This window comes from Streptomyces sp. CB02980, assembly GCF_014451325.2.
Lineage (GTDB): Bacteria > Actinomycetota > Actinomycetes > Streptomycetales > Streptomycetaceae > Streptomyces.
Window position 1 is genome coordinate 310,427 of record NZ_JACSCH020000007.1, and the last position, 17,757, is coordinate 328,183.

19 protein-coding genes and 1 pseudogene are annotated in these 17,757 nt (G+C 71.2%); 10 read left to right on the forward strand and 10 right to left on the reverse strand.

The annotated features are described in order from the left end of the window. Positions 1-167 precede the first annotated feature (167 nt). The 6 genes and pseudogenes from E0F75_RS17775 to E0F75_RS17800 all read left to right on the forward strand — a co-directional run bounded on the left by E0F75_RS17775 (position 168) and on the right by E0F75_RS17800 (position 6,416). On the forward strand, positions 168-1,805 hold the full coding sequence (locus E0F75_RS17775; protein ID WP_374115410.1) for an ABC transporter ATP-binding protein: 1,638 nt from the start codon (positions 168-170) through the stop codon (positions 1,803-1,805). Continuing rightward, positions 1,802-2,920 carry an ABC transporter permease gene (locus E0F75_RS17780; protein ID WP_187623482.1) on the forward strand — a complete coding sequence of 373 codons (1,119 nt, stop codon included), beginning with the start codon at positions 1,802-1,804 and terminating at the stop codon, positions 2,918-2,920. Before E0F75_RS17775 ends, E0F75_RS17780 begins: the two co-directional genes overlap by 4 nt. After that, positions 2,917-4,179, forward strand: coding sequence for an ABC transporter permease (locus E0F75_RS17785; protein ID WP_187623483.1), 1,263 nt, complete (start codon positions 2,917-2,919; stop codon positions 4,177-4,179). Before E0F75_RS17780 ends, E0F75_RS17785 begins: the two co-directional genes overlap by 4 nt. Continuing rightward, on the forward strand, positions 4,176-4,580 hold the full coding sequence (locus tag E0F75_RS17790; RefSeq protein WP_187623484.1) for a cytidine deaminase: 405 nt from the start codon (positions 4,176-4,178) through the stop codon (positions 4,578-4,580). Before E0F75_RS17785 ends, E0F75_RS17790 begins: the two co-directional genes overlap by 4 nt. Before the next feature lie 80 nt (positions 4,581-4,660). Then, positions 4,661-5,938, forward strand: coding sequence for a thymidine phosphorylase (locus tag E0F75_RS17795; protein ID WP_187623485.1), 1,278 nt, complete (start codon positions 4,661-4,663; stop codon positions 5,936-5,938). 114 nt (positions 5,939-6,052) lie between these two features. Next, a pseudogene (locus E0F75_RS17800) lies at positions 6,053-6,416 on the forward strand (Uma2 family endonuclease). Here E0F75_RS17800 and E0F75_RS17805 read toward each other — a convergent pair. Next, positions 6,409-7,068, reverse strand: a complete 660-nt coding sequence (locus tag E0F75_RS17805; protein ID WP_187623486.1) for an HAD family phosphatase — start codon at positions 7,066-7,068, stop codon at positions 6,409-6,411. The pseudogene E0F75_RS17800 and the gene E0F75_RS17805 overlap by 8 nt on opposite strands. Positions 7,069-7,157: 89 nt before the next feature. On the opposite strand from E0F75_RS17805, the gene E0F75_RS17810 reads away from it, so the two are divergent. After that, on the forward strand, positions 7,158-7,409 hold the full coding sequence (locus E0F75_RS17810) for an STAS domain-containing protein (RefSeq protein ID WP_229312716.1): 252 nt from the start codon (positions 7,158-7,160) through the stop codon (positions 7,407-7,409). A gap of 19 nt (positions 7,410-7,428) precedes the next feature. Here E0F75_RS17810 and E0F75_RS17815 read toward each other — a convergent pair whose 3' ends face one another. The 3 genes from E0F75_RS17815 to E0F75_RS17825 form a co-directional block, all read right to left on the reverse strand. Then, positions 7,429-8,403, reverse strand: a complete 975-nt coding sequence (locus E0F75_RS17815; RefSeq protein WP_187623488.1) for a sigma-70 family RNA polymerase sigma factor — start codon at positions 8,401-8,403, stop codon at positions 7,429-7,431. Positions 8,404-8,487: 84 nt separating this feature from the next. Continuing rightward, complete coding sequence (locus E0F75_RS17820; protein ID WP_187623489.1) at positions 8,488-9,195, reverse strand: L,D-transpeptidase; 708 nt, start codon at positions 9,193-9,195, stop codon at positions 8,488-8,490. Between the two features lie 77 nt (positions 9,196-9,272). Then, positions 9,273-10,556 (reverse strand): MFS transporter, encoded by a 1,284-nt coding sequence (locus tag E0F75_RS17825; protein WP_187623490.1) that lies wholly within the window; start codon positions 10,554-10,556, stop codon positions 9,273-9,275. A 62-nt stretch (positions 10,557-10,618) separates the two neighbouring features. Between E0F75_RS17825 and E0F75_RS17830 the strand changes: the two genes are divergently transcribed. Further along, a complete protein-coding gene (locus tag E0F75_RS17830; protein ID WP_229312717.1) occupies positions 10,619-11,632 on the forward strand; it encodes a LysR family transcriptional regulator in 1,014 nt (337 codons plus the stop codon). Here E0F75_RS17830 and E0F75_RS17835 read toward each other — a convergent pair. The 4 genes from E0F75_RS17835 to E0F75_RS17850 all read right to left on the reverse strand — a co-directional run bounded on the left by E0F75_RS17835 (position 11,618) and on the right by E0F75_RS17850 (position 14,828). Continuing rightward, positions 11,618-12,394 carry an alpha/beta hydrolase gene (locus E0F75_RS17835; RefSeq protein WP_187623492.1) on the reverse strand — a complete coding sequence of 259 codons (777 nt, stop codon included), beginning with the start codon at positions 12,392-12,394 and terminating at the stop codon, positions 11,618-11,620. The genes E0F75_RS17830 and E0F75_RS17835 overlap by 15 nt on opposite strands. Positions 12,395-12,487: 93 nt before the next feature. Then, positions 12,488-13,531 (reverse strand): S66 peptidase family protein, encoded by a 1,044-nt coding sequence (locus E0F75_RS17840; protein WP_187623493.1) that lies wholly within the window; start codon positions 13,529-13,531, stop codon positions 12,488-12,490. A 4-nt stretch (positions 13,532-13,535) separates the two neighbouring features. Next, positions 13,536-14,309 (reverse strand): GNAT family N-acetyltransferase, encoded by a 774-nt coding sequence (locus tag E0F75_RS17845; protein WP_187623494.1) that lies wholly within the window; start codon positions 14,307-14,309, stop codon positions 13,536-13,538. A gap of 120 nt (positions 14,310-14,429) precedes the next feature. Continuing rightward, on the reverse strand, positions 14,430-14,828 hold the full coding sequence (locus tag E0F75_RS17850) for a hypothetical protein (protein ID WP_187623495.1): 399 nt from the start codon (positions 14,826-14,828) through the stop codon (positions 14,430-14,432). Positions 14,829-15,093: 265 nt separating this feature from the next. Here E0F75_RS17850 and E0F75_RS17855 point away from each other — a divergent pair, with 265 nt between their 5' ends. After that, positions 15,094-16,248, forward strand: coding sequence for an adenosine deaminase (locus tag E0F75_RS17855; protein WP_187623496.1), 1,155 nt, complete (start codon positions 15,094-15,096; stop codon positions 16,246-16,248). 173 nt (positions 16,249-16,421) lie between these two features. Further along, positions 16,422-16,793 (forward strand): hypothetical protein, encoded by a 372-nt coding sequence (locus E0F75_RS17860; RefSeq protein WP_187623497.1) that lies wholly within the window; start codon positions 16,422-16,424, stop codon positions 16,791-16,793. A gap of 83 nt (positions 16,794-16,876) precedes the next feature. Here the strand turns inward: E0F75_RS17860 and E0F75_RS17865 are convergent, their stop codons facing one another. Beyond that, complete coding sequence (locus E0F75_RS17865; protein ID WP_055600943.1) at positions 16,877-17,077, reverse strand: PspC domain-containing protein; 201 nt, start codon at positions 17,075-17,077, stop codon at positions 16,877-16,879. Positions 17,078-17,167: 90 nt separating this feature from the next. Continuing rightward, positions 17,168-17,704 (reverse strand): VanZ family protein, encoded by a 537-nt coding sequence (locus E0F75_RS17870; protein ID WP_374115409.1) that lies wholly within the window; start codon positions 17,702-17,704, stop codon positions 17,168-17,170. Positions 17,705-17,757 lie beyond the last annotated feature (53 nt).

Sequence of the window (17,757 nt, forward strand, 5' to 3'; positions counted from 1 at the left end):
CGACCCAAGGCCCGGCAACGGTGGCACCCCCATCGTTGCCGGGCCCCATTCCCGTACGGGTTTTCATTTTTCGGCAGCGCTACGCGTGTAGATGTCTCCCTGGCACGATAACTTCACCCCGCCCTGCCCTCCCCGCTCCCACTCCTTCCGGCCAAGGAGAGTGCGTCATCAACGCGTCCAGCCCCCCTGCCGTAGAACTGCACGGCATCACCAAGCGATTCCCCGGCGTCGTCGCCAACAAGGACATCGCCATCACGGTCCGCAAGGGCACCGTGCACGCCCTCATCGGCGAGAACGGTGCCGGCAAGTCGACCCTCATGAAGATCCTCTACGGCATGCAGAAGCCGGACGAGGGCACCATCGCGGTCGACGGCCAGCAGGTCACCTTCTCCAGCCCCGGTGACGCCATCGCGCGCGGCATCGGCATGGTGCATCAGCACTTCATGCTCGCCGACAACCTCACCGTCCTGGAGAACGTCGTCCTCGGCGGCGAGAAGCTCTACGGCATCGGCGCCAAGGCGCGGAAGAAGATCCGGGAGATCTCCGACGCGTACGGCCTCGGGGTCCGCCCCGACGTCCTCGTCGAGGACCTCGGCGTCGCCGACCGGCAGCGTGTGGAGATCCTCAAGGTCCTCTACCGCGGCGCCAAGATCCTCATCCTCGACGAGCCGACCGCGGTGCTCGTCCCGCAGGAGGTCGACGCGCTCTTCGACAACCTGCGCGAGCTCAAGTCCGAGGGCCTGACCGTCATCTTCATCTCGCACAAGCTGGGCGAGGTCCTGAAGGTCGCCGACGACATCACCGTCATCCGCCGGGGCACCACCGTCGGCACCGCCGACCCGAAGACCGCCACCACCAAGCAGCTCGCCGAGCTGATGGTCGGCAGCGAGCTGCCCTCGCCGGAGACCCGCGAGTCGACGGTCACCACCGTCCCGATGCTCCAGGTCCAGAACCTGACGCTGACCGAGGCCGGCGCCGTCGCCGCTGCCCCGCTGACCAGCGCCGCACCGCCGGACCCGGCGAAGACCGTCGTCGTGCTCGAGGAGCCGGCCGGGGGCCGCAAGCTCCTCGACGACATCTCCCTCACGATCCACAAGGGCGAGATCCTCGGCATCGCCGGTGTCGAGGGCAACGGCCAGACCGAGCTCATCGAGACCCTCATGGGCATGGCCACCCCCGACTCGGGCGTCATCACCCTCGACGGCGTGGACATCTCCAAGGTCTCGGTGCGCAAGCGCCGCGAGGGCGGCATCGGCTACATCCCCGAGGACCGCCACCGCCACGGCCTGCTCCTCGAAGCGCCCCTCTGGGAGAACCGCATCCTCGGCCATGTCTCCGAGGCGCCCAACTCCAAGCGGGGCATCCTCGACCCGAAGGCGGCCCGCAAGGACACCGAGCGGATCGTGCGCGAGTACGACGTGCGCACCCCCGGCATCGACGTCACCGCGGCCTCCCTCTCCGGCGGCAACCAGCAGAAGCTGATCGTCGGCCGCGAGATGAGCCACAGCCCCAAGTTCCTGATCGCCGCCCACCCCACCCGTGGTGTGGACGTCGGCGCGCAGGCGCAGATCTGGGACGCGATCCGGGACGCGCGCCGCGAGGGCCTGGCGGTGCTGCTGATCTCCGCCGACCTCGACGAGCTGATCGGCCTCTCCGACACCCTCCGGGTCATGTACCGCGGCAAGCTCGTCGCGGACGCCGACCCCGCCACCATCACGCCCGAGCAGCTCGGTTCCGCCATGACCGGCGCGGCCAGCGGCCAGCTCGAAGGCGCAGAGCAGCCCGAAGACGGTGACGCCCGATGATGAAGTTCGACAAGGACAAGTTGATCCTGGGCGCGGCGGGACCGGTGCTCGCCCTGGTCACCTCGTTCGTGCTCACCGTCCTGGTGCTGCTCGCGACGGGCCTCGACCCGATCGAGCCGATCCGGCTGATGATCGACAACGCCGGTTTCGCCGACATCCAGGTCCTGATCGTCAACCAGACCGGGATCTACTACCTGGCAGCCCTGGCCGTGGCCGTCGGCTTCCGGATGAACCTGTTCAACATCGGTGTCGACGGCCAGTACCGGCTCGCCGCGATGGTCTCGGCCCTCGTCGGCGCCTCGATCGAGCTGCCCGGCCCGCTGCACATCCTGGTCATCGTGCTCGTCGCGATGCTCACCGGCGCCTTCTGGGCCGGCATCGCCGGCATCCTGAAGACCACCCGCGGTGTCTCCGAGGTCGTCTCGACCATCATGCTGAACGCCATCGCGACCTCGCTGGTGGCCTGGCTGATCCTGCCGAAGAACTTCGGCGTCCAGCCGGAGGGCTCGAACAACCTCACCACCGGTGAGATCTCCGAGTCCGGCTGGTTCCCCGGCATCGACATGGGCGAGGGCAACGGAGTCATCTACGGCTTCACGTTCGTCGCGCTCGCGCTCGGCGTCGTCTACTGGTTCGTCCTCAACCGCACCCGGTTCGGCTTCGACCTGCGCGCCACCGGCGCCAGCGAGTCCGCCGCCCAGGCCAGCGGCGTCGACGCCAAGAAGATGGTCCTCACCGCGATGCTGCTCTCGGGCGCGCTGGCCGGTCTCGCCGGCATGCCGACGCTGCTCGGCGAGTCCCACACGTACAGCCTCGACTTCCCCGTCGGTGTCGGCTTCACCGCCATCACCATCGCGCTGCTCGGCCGGAACCACCCGGTCGGCATCCTCTTCGCGGCCCTGCTCTTCGCGTTCCTGGACAAGGCGTCCAGCAACCTCGACGTGTACGGGTACCCGAAGGAGATCACCAAGATCATGCAGGGCATCATCGTGATCGCCGTGGTCGTCTCGTACGAGCTCGTCCGCCGTTACGGCCTCCGCCGCCAGCAGCAGAAGGTCGGCGAGGAACTCGCCGCCGGCGGCGCCATCAAGACCGACAAGGAGGTCTCGGCATGAGCACCGGCACTGTCACCAAGCCGAGCGCCGCGCCCAAGGGCGGCGGACGCCGCAAGCTCACCCTGCCGTGGATCATGCTGATCGTCGCGGCCGGTCTCCTGCTCTTCTCCTTCGTCCGGGCGGTCTCCGGGGCCAACGACCTCACCTCGGTGGGTCAGGTCTCGGGCGCGCTCAAGCTCGCCGTGCCGATCGGTCTCGCCGGTCTCGGCGGTCTGTGGGCCGAGCGCGCGGGCGTCGTCAACATCGGCCTCGAAGGCATGATGGTGCTCGGCACCTGGTTCGGCGCCTGGGCCGGATACCAGTGGGGCCCCTGGACGGGTGTCCTGGTCGGTCTCCTCGGCGGCGCGCTCGGCGGTCTGCTGCACGCGATCATCACCGTCACGTTCAACGTGAACCACATCGTCTCCGGTGTGGCGGTCAACATCCTCGCGGTCGGCTTCACCCAGTACCTGTCGAACTTCACGTTCGCCGAGGCCGAGGGCGGCTCCTCCAAGCAGTCTCCCCGCATCGACGAGATCTACGAGATCACGGTGCCGGGTCTTTCGGACTGGCTGACCGATCTCCAGGGCAAGCACTGGTTCTTCATCTCCGACCTGGCCGGCATCCTCGGCGGCCTCGTGACGAACCTGTCGCTCCTGACGATCGTCGCCCTGCTGCTGATCCCGGCCACCTGGTGGCTGCTCTGGCGCACCGCCTTCGGTCTGCGCCTGCGCTCCTGCGGTGAGAACCCGGTCGCGGCCGAGTCCCTCGGCGTGAACGTCTACAAGTACAAGTACATCGCCGTCACCGTCTCCGGCGCCCTCGCGGGCCTCGGCGGCGCGTTCCTCGCGATCGTCTCCACCGGCATCTACCAGGAGGGCCAGACCGGCGGCCGCGGCTACATCGGTCTCGCCGCGATGATCTTCGGCAACTGGATGCCCGGCGGCATGGCGCTCGGCGCGGGCCTCTTCGGCTTCACCGACAGCCTCAAGCTCCGCGGCGGCGCCGAGAACGTCCACGCGCTGCTGCTGCTCGTCGCCCTGCTCCTGGTGATCGCCGCCCTGTGGCAGCTGTACAAGAAGAAGTACGTGGTCGGCGTGATCTCCGCGGCCTTCGGCGCCGGCTTCTTCCTCTGGTACGCGCTGACCGACGAGGTCCCGAGCCAGTTCGTCGACGCGGCCCCGTACATCACCACCCTGCTCGTGCTCGCCCTTTCGGCGCAGCGCCTGCGCATGCCGAAGGCGGACGGCCTGCCGTACCGCAAGGGCCAGGGCAAGTGACGACCGCCCTCTCGGAGGCCGACTGGGAGGCCCTGCGGGTCACGGCGCGCGAGGCCATGGCCCGTGCGTACGCCCCGTACTCGGGCTTCTCGGTCGGTGCGGCGGCCCGTGTCGAGGACGGGCGGACGGTCTCCGGCTGCAACGTGGAGAACGCCTCGTACGGCCTCAGTCTGTGCGCCGAGTGCGGGCTCGTCTCCGAGCTCCAGGCGACCGGCGGCGGGCGCCTCACGCACTTCGTGTGCGTGGACGGCCGGGGCGAGTCCCTGGTGCCGTGCGGCCGCTGCCGGCAGCTGCTGTACGAGTTCGGGGGCCCCGAGCTCGTACTGGAGACGCCCGGCGGGTTCCTGACACTCGCCGAGATGCTGCCGCAGGCATTCGGTCCGCACCACCTCGCGAAGTAAACCTCGGAGCGGCCCTTCCGGCACGATGGGAAGGGCCGCTCCTCCTTTCCCCCTCTATGCGCGTAGAAAGAGGCACCATCATGGACGTCATCTCCGTCATCCGCACGAAGCGGGACAAGGGCGAGCTGAGCCCGGAGCAGATCGACTGGGTCATCGACGCCTACACCCGCGGTGTGGTCGCCGACGAGCAGATGTCCGCCCTGGCCATGGCCATCCTGCTGAACGGCATGAACCGCGCGGAGATCGCCCGCTGGACGGCGGCCATGATCGCGAGCGGCGAGCGCATGGAGTTCTCCTCCCTCTCCCGCCCCACCGCCGACAAGCACTCCACCGGCGGCGTCGGCGACAAGATCACCCTCCCGCTCGCCCCGCTCGTCGCCGCCTGCGGCGCGGCCGTCCCGCAGCTCTCCGGCCGCGGCCTCGGCCACACCGGTGGCACGCTCGACAAGCTGGAGTCCATCCCGGGCTGGCGCGCGCTGCTCTCCAACGAGGAGATGCTGCACGTCCTCGACACCACCGGCGCGGTCATCTGTGCGGCGGGCGACGGCCTGGCCCCGGCGGACAAGAAGCTGTACGCGCTCCGCGACGTCACGGGCACGGTGGAGGCGATCCCGCTCATCGCCTCCTCGATCATGTCGAAGAAGATCGCCGAGGGCACCGGCTCCCTGGTCCTCGACGTCAAGGTCGGCACCGGCGCCTTCATGAAGAACATCGAGGACGCCCGCGAGCTCGCCTCCACGATGGTCGGCCTCGGCACCGACAGCGGAGTGAAGACGGTCGCGCTGCTCACCGACATGTCCACCCCGCTCGGCCTCACCGCCGGCAACGCCCTCGAGGTCCGCGAGTCGGTCGAGGTCCTGGCCGGCGGCGGCCCGGCGGACGTCGTCGAGCTGACGATCGCGCTGGCCCGCGAGATGCTCGAAGCGGCCGGCATCAAGGACGCCGACCCGGCGAAGGCGCTGGCCGACGGCTCGGCGATGGACCACTGGCGCCGGATGATCGCGGCCCAGGGCGGCGACCCGGACGCGGCCCTCCCGGTCGCCCGCGAGCAGCACGTCGTCACGGCCCCGTCCTCCGGCGTCCTGACCCGCCTCGACGCCTACGACATCGGCATCGCCGCCTGGCGTCTGGGCGCGGGCCGCGCCCGCAAGGAGGACCCGGTGCAGGCCGGCGCGGGCGTCGAGATCCACGCCAAGCCGGGCGACACGGTGACGGCGGGCCAGCCCCTCGTGACCCTCCACACGGACACCCCGGAGAAGTTCGACTACGCGCTGCAGTCCCTGGGCTCGGCCTGGGACATCGCGGCCCCGGGCACGGAGTTCACCCCGAACCCGATCGTCCTGGACCGCATCGCGTAGTGACCTGATCGACGCTGGCATGTGCCAGTGACACCTTCGGGTGAACGGGACCGGTGGACCTACACCGGTCCCGTTCGGCAGGCTGGGAACGGCCAGGGCAACGGCTGGGAGGACCTGGTCCGTCGCTGGGAGTCGAGGGACTGGCCCGAGGGCTGCAAGGTGGAGATCATCGAGGGGATCATCACCGTGGCACCGTCGCCCAGTGTCCGCCACAACCTCCCTGCTGGTCGCCGAGGTCACCTCGCCCTCGAACGCGAACCACGACCGCATCACGAAGGCGGCCGCGTACGCGCGGGCGGGAGTCCCGCTGTACCTGCTGATCGACGCGTACGCGCCCGGCGGCCCCACCGTGACCCTCTACGGAGAGCCGAAGGGGGACGTCTGCCGAGTCCTCCGCGCCGTGCCGTTCGGCGAGGAGATCCGCCTCCCCGCGCCCTTCGACCTCGCCCTCGACACCGCAGAGTTCCCCGTCAGCTGAGTCCCGCTGCCAGCAGCCCCCTCAGCTCCCGCATGTCCTCGAAGACCACCGTGCCCGGGCCCGTCAGCCGGGCCGCCGGGGTCAGGCCGCCGGTGTAGCCGAAGGCGCGCATGCCGGCCGCTCGGGCCGCGCGGACGCCGTACGGGCTGTCCTCGACCACCGCACAGCGCTCCGGCGGGACGCCCATCGTGGCCGCCGCGTGCAGGAAGAGGTCCGGCGCCGGCTTGCCCCGGGCGACGTCGCGGGCGCTGAACATCCGGCCCTCGAAGCGGTCCAGGAGGCCCGCGCGGCCGAGGTTCTTCCGGATGGAGGCGTGGCTGCCGTTGGAGGCGAGGCAGTACGGGACGGCGAGCGCGTCCAGGAGGTCCGTGACGCCCTCCACGGCCGTCAGCTCCGCGTCCAGGGCGTCCTCGTACCGCTGCTTGAAGGGCGCCTGCCAGTCGGGCTCCAGCGGGCGGCCCCGGCGCTCCTCCACGAGCGTGGTGAGCATGTCGTGCGGGGAGCCGACGAAGTACTCGACGATCTCCGCCTCGGTGAACTCCGCTCCGAGCGCCGCGAACACCTCCCGGTCCACACGGCAGTAGATCCGCTCGCTGTCCACCAGGACACCGTCACAGTCGAAGATCACCAGTTCGGCGGGCTCAAGAGTCATGGCCCAGACCCTACGGTGGAAATGATCACCGATGAGTTCTGGTCCGAGGGCCGGTCTCAAGCCGTGTGGACACCAGTCGACCGCTCGTCGTGACTTTGACCGCCCGCCCCACCGGGGACGAGGTGGCGCGTCTCTGTGCCGAGCTCGGGGCCGCGCCGCCCGGGGACGTGGTCTGCGAGGTCGGCGCCCTCGCGCCCGCCGACCTCGCCGCCGTCGACGCCCTCGCCCGGCTGAAGCTCGCCGCCGGGCGCAGCGGGCACCGGATCCGGTTCCACGGAGCGGGGCCCGACCTGCGGGCCCTGCTCCTGCTCACCGGTCTCGGCGGGACCCTGGGCCTCTAGCCTCCAGCCCTCCGGTGCTCTACGCCTCCAGTCGGGCCGGCAGGTCGAAGAGCGGGAACCAGCGCTCGGTGTCCAGGAAGAAGTCCATCCCGGCGACCTTGCCGTCCCGGAGCTCCAGGACGATGAGCGCCCACGGGCTGAAGCCGCCCGTCGACGGGTCCGGGTGGTACTGGGCGAAGGCCGGGGAGCCGTTCGCCACGGTCGGCACCAGCTTCGAGCCGGCGCACACCTCGCCGACGCCCAGCATCCAGCCCACGATGTCGTCGTGCCCCTGGAGCCAGAGGTCGTACGGCGGCATGGACATGGTCGCGTCCTCGTGGAGGAGCGCGGTCAGCGCCTTCATGTCGTAGCCCTCGAACGCGGCGACATAGCGCTCCAGGAGCGCCTTCTGCTCCTCGTCGAGGGGGTTCGCGGTGTCTGAGGCGGCCGGCGCCTGCTCGGCCAGCGTCGCGCGGGCCCGCTGGAGGGCGCTGTTGACCGAGGCGACGGAGGTGTCGAGGAGCTCGGCGACCTCGCTCGCCTTCCAGGCCAGCACCTCGCGCAGGATGAGCACCGCCCGCTGCTTGGGCGGCAGATGCTGGAGCGCGGCCACGAACGCGAGCCGCACCGTCTCCCGGGAGACGGCCGTCTCCGCCGGGTCGGCGACCGAGGGCAGCACCCGCCCGTCGGGGACGGGCTCCAGCCAGGTGATCTCCGGCTGCTTGACGAGCTGCGCCTGCGCGACCGGCGTCGGAGAGGTCAGGTCCATCGGCCGTGCCCTCCGGTTGCCCGCGTTCAGCGCGTCCAGGCAGACGTTGGTGGCGATCCGGTAGAGCCAGGACCGCAGTGAGGAGCGCCCCTCGAAGGAGTCGATGGCCTTCCAGGCCCGCACCATGGTGTCCTGCACCGCGTCCTCCGCCTCGAAGGAGGATCCGAGCATCCGGTAGCAGTAGCCGGTCAGCTCCCGGCGGTACGTGTCGAGTTGGTCGGTCGTCGCGGCCGCGGCGTCGCTCATCGGGTCCACACCCCACTCACCCCTCACCGGCACCCGTTCGGTGCCGGTGAGAGGGAAGCTACCGCAGCGGACTGACAGCCGGGGTCAGGTTCCCGGCTTGCGCCCGTAGATGAAGACGTCGTCGCCGTTCCTGAGCAGGTTCCAGTACGCCTTGGCGTCCGCGGACCGCATGTTGACGCAGCCGCCGGAACCCGGCGGGTTCCACATGGACTTGGTCGTCGAGTGGAAGGCCTGCCCGCCGTCGAAGAACTGCGAGTACGGCATGGAGACGTGGTAGAGCGTCGACCAGTGGTTGATGTTCCGCCAGTAGATCTTCTTCGAGCCGGTCCGGGTCTCGGTGCCGTCCTTGCCCGTACGGACCGGCACGGGCCCGTACTTGAGGCGCGAGCCGTCCTGGATCCAGCTGAGCTGGCGGGTGAGGTCGACGCACGCGATCCGGCCCCGGTTGGTCGGACACTTGCGGTCCTTGTTCGGGTTGGACCCCGCCGCCTTCTGCTGGTTCATCGTGTTCATCGTGCGCCAGGTGATCGTCCCGGCGTACCCCGCGGCCGGGGTGATGCCGTGCTTCTTCTGGAAGGCCTGGGTGGCCTTGCAGTCGGCGAGCGACTGGCGTCCGTCGACCGGGCGGCCGAGGAACTTCTCCACCTGCTTCTGGTACGGGCCCGTCGTCACGTTGCAGGACGCCGCCTGCGCCGGAGCCGCACCGAGCGCGATCGTCATCGGCAGCACCAGCGAGGTGAGACCCGCCGCGATGCCGGCTCTTCTGGCTATTCGACCCGTGATTCTCTTCATGATCGTCAACTCCCCCTTGAGTCCTATCTGTCAGGACGTCCGGGGGAGCGACTCAGTTGCAGCGGATTCGGCCGGAATCAGCAGGACGCGGCGAGCCGTCCCTGCCGTGCCTCCACGCGCGCGCTGTGGCTGCCGTACAGGGTCACCGAGACGACCCCGAGGACCGCGACGAGACCGATCAGGACCGTGCCGGCCCACCCGCCCGCGTGGAACGCGATCGCGCCGAGCGTGCCGCCCGCGCTGCTGCCCAGGTAGTACGCGGACTGGTAGAGCGCCGAGGCCTGCGCGCGGCCCGTCGTGGCCGTCCGGCTCACCGAGGAGGAGGCGACCGCGTGGCCCGCGAAGAAGCCGGCCGTGATCAGGACGAGGCCCGCGAGGACCGCCGGCAGCGCGTCGGAGAGCGAGAGCAGCAGGCCCGCGGCGGTGGTGGAGACCGCCAGGTAGAGCGCCCCGCGCCGGCCGAGCCGGCCGACGAGCCGGCCCGCGGCGGCGGAGGAGACCGTACCGACCAGGTAGATCAGGAAGATCGAGCCGATCACGCCCTGCGGCAGCGAGAACGGGGCCTCGACCAGGCGGTAGCCGATCACGGTGTACACCGCGCCGAACACCGTCATGAACAGGGCGCCGATCACGTAGAGACGCATCAGCAGCGGGTCCGCGAGGTGCGTCCGCACGGTCCGGGCGAGCGCCTTCGGGTTGAGCGTGCCGGGCGTGAAGTGCCGTGCCTTCGGCAGCAGCGCCCGGAAGGCCAGCGCGCACAGCAGGGACGTCAGGCCGACGGCGGCCAGACCCGCCCGCCAGCCCCACATCTGGGCCACCCAGCCGGTCACCAGACGGCCGCTCATGCCGCCGATCGAGTTGCCCGCCACGAACAGGCCGATCGCGGCGATCAGCGCCTTGGGGCGGACCTCCTCGGCGAGGAAGGCCATCGCGGAGGCCGGCAGCCCGGCGAGCGCGGCGCCCTGGATCGCGCGGAGGGCGATCAGGGACTCCAGGTTCGGGGCGAGCGGCACGAGGAGCGAGATGCCGACCGCGACCGTCAGGGAGGCGATCATCATCGTGCGCCGGCCGAAGCGCTCCGAGAGGGCGCTGAGCGGGAGCACACACAGGGCGAGGGCGCCGGTCGCGGCCGAGACCGTCCAGGAGGCGGCGGAGGCGGTGGCGCCGAACTCGGCCGAGATGGCCGGGAGGAGGGCCTGCGTGGAGTAGAGGAGCGCGAAGGCGGCGAGGCCGGCGGCGAAGAGCGCGAGGCTCATGCGGCGGTAGCCGGGGGCGCCGGGGGCGAGGCGGGTGTCGGCAGGGGCGGGGCGGGTGTCGGCGGACGCGTGGGTGGCGGCCGCCTTGGTACTGGCGGAAGGCATGTCTAGAACGTAGGACGCCCCGCTTCATGCGTCCAATGCACGGAACTGCTGTAATCGTTCCCATGGTGCATGAGTACAGGTCACAGCATCGGCTGTCACCGAACAGTAACGAAGAAGACATGGGACTGCTGCTCGCGCCGCGGCTCGCGTACTTCGCCGCGGTCGCCCGGCACGAGCATGTGACCAGGGCCGCGGCCGAGATGGGCGTCCCGCAGTCCACGCTCTCCCGCGCGATGGTCCGGCTCGAACAGGACCTCGGCGTCACCCTCTTCGCCCGCCGCGGCCGCACGGTCTCCCTCACCCCCGCCGGGCGCCGCTTCCTCTCCGCGGCCGAGCGGGCCCTCGCCGAGGTGGAGCGGGCCGCCGACACCGTACGGGCCGACGCCGACCCCACCGCGGGCCGCGTCGCCTTCGGCTTCCTCCACACCATGGGCTCCGAGACCGTCCCCGGCCTCATCCGCGCCTTCCGCGTCGACCACCCGAGGATCCGCTTCACCCTCGTCCAGAACTACGGCGAGGCCATGATCGAACGGCTCCGGGCCGGCGACCTCGACCTCTGTCTGACCTCGCCGGTGCCGGACGCCCCCGACCTGGTCGCCCGGCGCCTCGACGAGCAGCGGCTCCGGCTCGTCGTCCCCGACGACCACCGGCTCGCGGGGCGCAAGCGCGTCCGCCTCGCCGAGGCCGCCGACGAGACCTTCGTGACCCTGGAACCGGGGTACGGGCTCCGCCGCATCACCGACGACCTGTGCGCGGACGCCGGCTTCAAGCCCCGGATCGCCTTCGAGGGCGAGGAGGCCGAGACCCTGCGCGGCCTGGTCGCCGCAGGCCTCGGCGTCGCCCTGCTGCCCCCGCCCGCCGTGCCGCGCCCCGGCGTCGTCGAACTCACCGTCACCGCACCGCGCGCGGTCCGCGAGATCGGCGTCGCCTGGCTGGACGGCCACCCGGACACGGCCCCGGTGGCAGCCTTCAAGAAGTTCCTGCTCGGCAGGCGCGGCCATCTGCTCCCGAAGGAGCCCGCGGCGCCCCTCCTCCCGGCGGAGGCCGACGCGCGGGAGCCCTCACCTCCGGAGTGAGCCCCCGAAGCCCGCCGCGAGCGGCATCCGCAGGCCCAGCGGCGGGGGAGCGGCCATCGCGTCGGTCACCGGCCGGGCGACCGGCCGGGCGAAGAGCGCCCCGAGGACGAAGTCGGCGGCGAGGGCCCGCACCTCGTCCGCGTACTGCCGCAGCGCGTGACCGTCCGAGTGCACCTCGAACCGGCAGGTGTCGCGGTTCGCCTTCTTCGCCCGCTCGGCGTACCGGAACGACAACTCCGGGTCCGTACGCGCGTCGTTCGTGCCGTGCACGAGCAGCACCCGGCGCCCCACCAGCTGCCGTACGGCCTCCGGCTCCGCCGCCATGTCGTCCTCCGGCAGCCACGGGGCGAGTGCGAGGACCGCGCCGACCGCGCCGTGCCCGGCGGCCCGCAGCGCCGCCCTGCCGCCGAGGCCGTGGCCGACGAGACAGACCGGGACGTCGCCGTAGCGCCGTACCGCCTCCGCGACGGCCCAGGAGGCGTCCGCCGCGAGGTTCGCGTCGGTGCCGTTCCAGCCGCGCCCGCGGTAGCGCACCACATGGGCGACGAGCCCCTCGGACCGGCCCGCCCGGACCAGTCCGCGCCCGAGCGGCAGCATCGCTGCGTGCGCCGGCATGGAGGCGCGCCGCCCCGACACCGGCTCGCCGTCCGGAAGGAGCAGCACCACGCCGCCCACCGCCGCCGAGGTGCGGGAACCTCCAACAGGCCGACCGAGCCGGGGTCTCCGGGTGTCGGGCGGCCCCACGAGTGCGAAGTGCGCCATGACAGAACAGTCTCAGAAGGAGAGGTGTACGCCAGTCGTACGCGCGGTCTCTGTTACGTATCGTCCGGCGGGGCACCGTCGTCGGGCCGGACTTCAGTACGTGACGGTGATGCGCCGCGCGGGACCGTCGACGCGGATCGGACCCCCGCAGGGGAGCACCTGCTGTGGGTCGGTGTGCCCGAAGTCCACCCCGAAGACCGCCATGGTCTCGGGCGCGTACTCTTCCAACGCCCGTAGTACCGCCTCGCGTTGGGCCTTGCGGTACGCGGTGCGGGCCGGCGCCTCCAGCGGCTGCTCGAAGCTCCAGCTCTTGGCCCGGGCCACCAGGACGGCCGGGAACTGCCGCAGCAGCCCGCGCTCTCCCATGTTCCGCAGGATCCGGTACACCTCGTCGGCCCCCGGCATCTCCTCGGAGGTCTCCAGGAAGAGCACCTGCCCGGCGTACTCTTCGACCGGCCGGATCTCCCGGTCGGCCATCAGCATCCAGGCCAGGATCTCCAGACAGCCGCCCCAGCCGGCCCCGGTGACGACCCGGTCGGCGTTGTGCCAGAACCAGCCCTCGCCCGGCTCCATCACCGGTTCGCGCGCGAAGGTCTCCGGCGTCTCCCACCGTCCGTTGACGTCGCCGACGTCCGCCGACGGCGTCAGCTCGTACGGGCCGGAGCCGAACAGCGCGGCCCGCAGGGAGTCCGCCGTCCGCGGGTGGAGAGCCCCGGGCCGGCCGAGCTCCACCATCACCGAGCCGCCGTGATAGCTCACGACGCCGAGGTTGCGCAGGAAGAGCAGGAGGTTGGTGTTGTCGCTGTACCCGAAGAACGGCTTCGGGTGGGCGCGGATCAACTCCCGGTCCAGATGGGGGAGCACGGTGATCTGGTCCTCGCCGCCGATGCTCGCGATGACGGCCTTGATCTCCGGGTCGGCGAACGCGGCGTTCAGGTCCGTGGCGCGCTCCCGGGGCGTCGAGCCCCAGGTGCGGGTGGTCGGGTACTCGACCGGGACCAGGCCGAACTCCTTCCGCAGCCGGTCGAGACCCAGCTCGTAGGGCATCGGGAGGAGGCCCGGCAGGCCGCCCGACGGAGAGACGATCGCGACCTTGTCGCCGGGCTGCGGCTTGGGCGGGTGCACGGGTGCCGACATGTCGCTACACCTTCTCGAAGTAGTGGATGGTGTCGACGATCGTGAAGCCCTTCCGCCCGTACCAGCGGTGCGGCCACTTCGCCTTGTTCGCGCTCAGGAAGCGGAGGTCGCAGCCGGCCTCGGCCGCCAGGTGCAGCGCCGTGTCGAGGACCCGTCCGGCGTGGCCCCGCCCGAGGTGCGCCTCGGCGGTGACCAGGTCCTCGATCCGGGCGATCCCGGCCGCCGGATCCAGATACAGGTCGACCCACGACGCCACCTCGCCGTCCTCGGTGTGCGTGGCGAGGAACCGTACGTCGTCGGCGGCCCCGAGCCGGGCGACCCGCCGCTCCACCAGGTGCTGGACCTGCTCGTCGGAGATGCCCGGCGCGAACCGGCGCCAGGCCGTCGAGGCCGGTGCGCGCAGCTCCTCGATGCCCACCCGCCGGGCCCCGCCGTGCGCCGGGACCGGGCCGGTGTGCCGCATGAGATACGTGGTCGCACCGGTGTAACCGGCCCGCTCCAACGGACCCCGGCAGGCGGCCGCGACCTCGTCGTCGACGACGTACACGAGCCGGTACGGGAGATGTCCGAGCAGCTCCTCGGCCCGCGCGGGCAGCGCCTCGGCGTCGGTCGGGCCGTCGACCAGCACGTGGTTGTTGCCGCGCGAATGCGTGAACCGGTCGTCGAGCGCGGCGAAGCCACCGGGGAACGCGACGACCCGGTCCGCCTGACGACGGTGGAAGTCGGACAAGAAGCCGTGGATGCGCGGCAGTTCGGTGTCGGTCGATGGCGAAGTCATGCCGACAGCCTAGGAGTCGCCCGGAACCGGCTCACGTCGGTTTCGGGCGGCGGCCCGCGTGGCGGGGGGAATGACCGACACGCGGGCCGTGCACGTCCTGGTGATCGATGCCGGCGAGGGCTATCGGGTGGGCGCGGTCGGCGCGGTCGGGGTGGTCGCGCCGGTGGTGCCCTTGGTGCTGATGGCGCCAGTGGTGCTGGTGGTGCCAGTGGTGTCAGTCGCGCCCTTGGCACCCGTGGTGCCGGTGGTGCCGGTCAGGCCGAGGAGCCTGGACGGGCCGAGGAGCCCGGACGGACCGAGCAGCCCGGAGGGGCCGAGGAGGGGGCCGGCGAGGGAGACATCCCCCAGGAGCTCCGGAGCGTAGTTCACCTCCTGGGTACAGGAGCCGAACGTGCTGTTCTGGCAGCTGTGGTCGAGGTTCTGGTTCGACTGGTCGGTATCGGCCTGCGAGGTACCGATCATGCCGAGCGACAGGGCGCCCGCCGAGAGCGCGACGAACAGTCCGCGGATGAATCTCACGACACGTCCTTCCAAGAGTTCCGGCGGGTGTCGGCTCCCGCCGTGATCGACTCACGTAACCGCGAGCCGGCGGGACCCGGCGCACCCGGAGAGGCCGGTGTCGTCTCAACAGACCAATAAGTCGTATACGCGAAGGTCTGAACGCGGCCTCTTCTCCCTCGACGTGCCGGTGACACGGCATCGGAGCACCCGTGGGTGGGAGAGACCGGGCACAGACACCGCGCCACGGGGCGCGCTCTACGCGCGTAGGGGCTAAAGTGCGGAAATGACGAGCCAGACTCCCAGCGTCCCCTCCGCGGACCAGATCCGCCGTGCCCCGAAGGTGCTGCTCCACGACCACCTCGACGGCGGACTGCGCCCCGGCACGATCATCGAACTCGCCCGGGAGCAGGGCTATCAGCAGCTCCCCGAGACCGAGCCCGACAAGCTCGGCATCTGGTTCCGCGAAGCCGCCGACTCCGGGTCCCTCGAGCGGTACCTGGAGACCTTCGCGCACACCTGCGCCGTCATGCAGACCCGCGACGCCCTCTTCCGCGTCGCCGCCGAGTGCGCCGTCGACCTCGCCGAGGACGGCGTCGTGTACGCGGAGGTGCGCTACGCCCCCGAGCAGCACCTGGAGGCCGGCCTCACCCTGGAGGAGGTCGTCGAGGCCGTCAACGAGGGCTTCCGCGAGGGCGAGCGGCAGGCCAGGGCCAACGGGCACCGGATCCGGGTCGGCGCCCTGCTCACCGCGATGCGGCACGCCGCACGCGCCCTGGAGATCGCCGAGCTCGCCAACCGCTACCGCGACACCGGCGTCGTCGGCTTCGACATCGCGGGCGCCGAGGCCGGCTACCCGCCCACCCGTCACCTCGACGCCTTCGAGTACCTCAAGCGGGAGAACAACCACTTCACGATCCACGCGGGCGAGGCCTTCGGGCTGCCCTCGATCTGGCAGGCGCTCCAGTGGTGCGGCGCCGACCGGCTCGGGCACGGCGTCCGGATCATCGACGACATCGAGGTCGCCGACGACGGCTCGGTGACCCTCGGCCGGCTCGCCGCCTACGTCCGTGACAAGCGGATCCCGCTGGAGATGTGCCCCTCCTCCAACCTCCAGACCGGTGCCGCGGCCTCGTTCGCCGAGCACCCCATCGGTCTGCTCCGCAAGCTGCACTTCCGGGCCACGGTCAACACTGACAACCGGCTCATGAGCGGGACGAGCATGAGCCGGGAATTCGAGCTCCTGACCGAGGCATTCGATTACACGCTCGATGACATGCAGTGGTTCACGGTCAATGCGATGAAATCAGCGTTCATTCCTTTCGATGAACGCCTGGCCATGATCAACGAGGTCATCAAGCCCGGATATGCCGAGCTGAAGTCCGAATGGCTGTTCCAGCAGACCGCCACGACCAGCGACTCTTCCCGTACGGCGGGCTGAACGCCACCCCGTCAAGAGGAACCGAGCGGCCGGGAAAAGTACGACACCCGGCCGCTTTCCGGTGTTTGCGGACGGGCCGATCACTGGTTAGGTTGCAGAGCCGCTCTGCATTCCCAGGATTTCCCCGCCCGGCTTTCCCGGAAGCCCCCGGATTCCACAAGGAAGATTTTCAGATGAAGCAGTCTGCCGCCAAGAAGCTCGGTGTCGCCGCTCTCGGTGCCGCTTTCGCCGCTGCCGCCGCCGGCACGGCCTCCGCCGCCCCGGTCGTGCCCGCCACCCCCGACGCGCTCGGCCTGGTGACCCAGACCGTGCCGCTGGGTGACGACCTCACCAAGCTCCCCGACGGCGCGGCCGAGTCCCTCGGTGCCGGCCAGGGCGCCCTCGGCCAGGGTCTCGACCAGGGCGTGAAGACCCTCCCGGCCGCCGCCGGGCAGGCCACCCAGAGCCTCCCGCTCGACGCCGCCGCCGGCGGCCTCGGCGCCACCCCGCTGGGCGGCCTCCTCGGCGGCCTGCCGCTGGGCGCCGGCGGCCTGCCGATCGGCTGACCCCGGGGCCGTACCCGGCTCTCCGTACGCCGAAGGGGCGCGCACCCGGTCTCCCGGGCACGCGCCCCTTCGGCGTGGGTTCGTCACCAGGCCGTGGTGGCCTTCCGCTCGTCCGGCATGAAGATCCACAGGGCGATGTAGATCAGGAACTGCGGGCCGGGCAGCAGGCACGAGACCAGGAAGATCAGACGCATCGTGTTCGCGGAGATGCCGAAGCGCCGGGCCAGGCCCGCGCACACTCCGCCGATCACGCGTCCGTCACGAGGGCGGGTCAGTGCGGCCATGGTGGGCTCCTTCGGAGTCGGTCCGGGAGCCGCTCCGTCGGGCTCCCGATGACTCCATGGTGCCGCCGGAGTGCCGTCCGGGGCGTCGGTCTACCGGGCGATCGGGACCCTGGGAATCGTCGGGGTCGCACCCTGAGACGCCTCGTTCCGCAGCAGGGCGGAACCCCGACCCGGCCTGCTCCCCGCGGAGGAGTCCGTCCGCCCCCCGTCCGACCTGCGGCGCAGCCAGGTGCGGCCGGCCGGGACGAAGAGCAGATGCGCGAGCGCCACCCCGGCGGTGTTCAGGAGGACCGAGTCCACGTCCACGACCTGACCGGGCACGGCGGTCTGCAGCAGCTCCACGGCGAGGGACACCAGCGCGCCTGCGGCGGTCGTACGGGCGAGGGAGGCCCACCCGGAGACATGGAGCCGTCCGTCGGCCATCGGGAGCAGGATCCCGAGCGGGGCGAGGAGCAGCAGCCCCTCGCCGATCAGCCGGGCGGCCTCGGCGGTACCGAGGGCGAGGTCGGCGCGGAGGCCGTCGAGGGGGACGATGTTCGGCGCGGTGACCCAGGCGACGTCCCGTGGGCGCAGGCTGACCCAGGCGACGAGCAGCAGATGCGCGAGGACGAGGGCGAACCCTGCCACGCGGACGACCACGGCGGCACTGCCGCCCGAACCTTGACGCTGCACGCCCCCCA

Coding starts and splice junctions, on each gene's coding strand:
- E0F75_RS17780 (WP_187623482.1), top strand. CDS start 1,802: ATGATGAAGTTCGACAAGGACAAGTTGATCCTGGGCGCGGCGGGACCG.
- E0F75_RS17785 (WP_187623483.1), top strand. CDS start 2,917: ATGAGCACCGGCACTGTCACCAAGCCGAGCGCCGCGCCCAAGGGCGGC.
- E0F75_RS17795 (WP_187623485.1), top strand. CDS start 4,661: ATGGACGTCATCTCCGTCATCCGCACGAAGCGGGACAAGGGCGAGCTG.
- E0F75_RS17805 (WP_187623486.1), bottom strand. CDS start 7,068: ATGACTCTTGAGCCCGCCGAACTGGTGATCTTCGACTGTGACGGTGTC.
- E0F75_RS17815 (WP_187623488.1), bottom strand. CDS start 8,403: ATGAGCGACGCCGCGGCCGCGACGACCGACCAACTCGACACGTACCGC.
- E0F75_RS17820 (WP_187623489.1), bottom strand. CDS start 9,195: ATGAAGAGAATCACGGGTCGAATAGCCAGAAGAGCCGGCATCGCGGCG.
- E0F75_RS17825 (WP_187623490.1), bottom strand. CDS start 10,556: ATGCCTTCCGCCAGTACCAAGGCGGCCGCCACCCACGCGTCCGCCGAC.
- E0F75_RS17830 (WP_229312717.1), top strand. CDS start 10,619: ATGGTGCATGAGTACAGGTCACAGCATCGGCTGTCACCGAACAGTAAC.
- E0F75_RS17835 (WP_187623492.1), bottom strand. CDS start 12,394: ATGGCGCACTTCGCACTCGTGGGGCCGCCCGACACCCGGAGACCCCGG.
- E0F75_RS17840 (WP_187623493.1), bottom strand. CDS start 13,531: ATGTCGGCACCCGTGCACCCGCCCAAGCCGCAGCCCGGCGACAAGGTC.
- E0F75_RS17845 (WP_187623494.1), bottom strand. CDS start 14,309: ATGACTTCGCCATCGACCGACACCGAACTGCCGCGCATCCACGGCTTC.
- E0F75_RS17855 (WP_187623496.1), top strand. CDS start 15,094: ATGACGAGCCAGACTCCCAGCGTCCCCTCCGCGGACCAGATCCGCCGT.
- E0F75_RS17860 (WP_187623497.1), top strand. CDS start 16,422: ATGAAGCAGTCTGCCGCCAAGAAGCTCGGTGTCGCCGCTCTCGGTGCC.
- E0F75_RS17865 (WP_055600943.1), bottom strand. CDS start 17,077: ATGGCCGCACTGACCCGCCCTCGTGACGGACGCGTGATCGGCGGAGTG.